The organism is Agrobacterium sp. 22-226-1, assembly GCF_053522345.1.
Window position 1 is genome coordinate 1 of sequence record NZ_JBNWCP010000054.1, and the last position, 1,172, is coordinate 1,172.

The following is a 1,172-nucleotide window of genomic DNA, read 5'->3' on the forward strand; positions in this document are numbered from 1 at the left end:
CTAACCACGGTAGGGTCAGCGACTGGGGTGAAGTCGTAACAAGGTAGCCGTAGGGGAACCTGCGGCTGGATCACCTCCTTTCTAAGGAAGCTGTGGAACCGGTAAGACGCCTGTCTTGAACAGGATGAACCTTCCCGTGCTTTTTAGAACATAGATGGCACCAGTCAGGTGACCATCGAAACGTAATACGCCACGGAATTGCTTCGGCAATCGGATTGGTATGGCGAGGTTCGCCGTCCACGTTTCTCTTTCTTCAAGAAGGATATAAACCTTTGGTTTGCGCTCACGTGCTGTTCGCCCTTTGGGCGGCACTCCGCGGGGGCGCCGGATGACCGGCGACGGCCTCTGGCCTGTATGGGTGTCCAGTTGGACGCTTCGTATGTTCGGTTGGATGGGCCCGTAGCTCAGTTGGTTAGAGCACACGCTTGATAAGCGTGGGGTCGGAAGTTCAAGTCTTCCCGGGCCCACCATTGGTTTGCTGAATTTACCTGATCCCTGGCGGTTTGACTGTCGGGTGTTTGCGATGGTTGGGGCTGTAGCTCAGCTGGGAGAGCACCTGCTTTGCAAGCAGGGGGTCAGCGGTTCGATCCCGCTCAGCTCCACCAATCGCTAACGCGGTTTGGGTGTGTAGCGCGGGAATATCCTTCTGGAGAAATAAAAGTTTGCATCATTCGCAAGGATTGATGCCTGTTCTGAATACATTGTGAAGAGAAGATATGTCTGGAAGCGTCCAGGTGTTTTAAGCCCTTGAGGTTTGAAACGTCCGAGACCAATCCCTGAGAAACCATGAGATGGCTTAGTCGGCCGGAATTGGTGGAGGGGTTGGAGGTAGGAAGGATCGCTTGTCCTAGGCATTTTTGTTGTTGGAACCTTGGTTCCTCTGACGGGAATGCTGGATTGATGTTGCCTGACCGCGCATCACCGGATGATATCTCGAGAAGCTGGTCTTAATGGTATGGCTTCGAGGTGCACCGGCGTGCCCTCAAAGGAGACCGTACCGACACGTCGATGTCATCATGAACTGACTTGATTGTAAAAGGTAATCAGGTTGCCGTTCCTTTGGAACGGCTATGGATGAGCATAGACAATGAGAACGAAGAAGTGAATTAAGGGCATTTGGTGGATGCCTTGGCATGCACAGGCGAAGAAGGACGTGATACGCTGCGAAAAGC

The 1,172-nt window shown here is 53.0% G+C and carries 2 tRNA genes and 1 rRNA gene; all 3 read left to right on the forward strand.

From position 1 onward, the window contains the following. Positions 1–81, forward strand: a 16S ribosomal RNA gene (locus ACQZ5K_RS27025); the annotation flags it as partial. Between the two features lie 312 nt (positions 82–393). After that, positions 394–470 (forward strand) — tRNA-Ile (locus ACQZ5K_RS27030). 59 nt (positions 471–529) lie between these two features. Then, positions 530–605: transfer RNA gene (locus tag ACQZ5K_RS27035), tRNA-Ala, on the forward strand. Positions 606–1,172 lie beyond the last annotated feature (567 nt).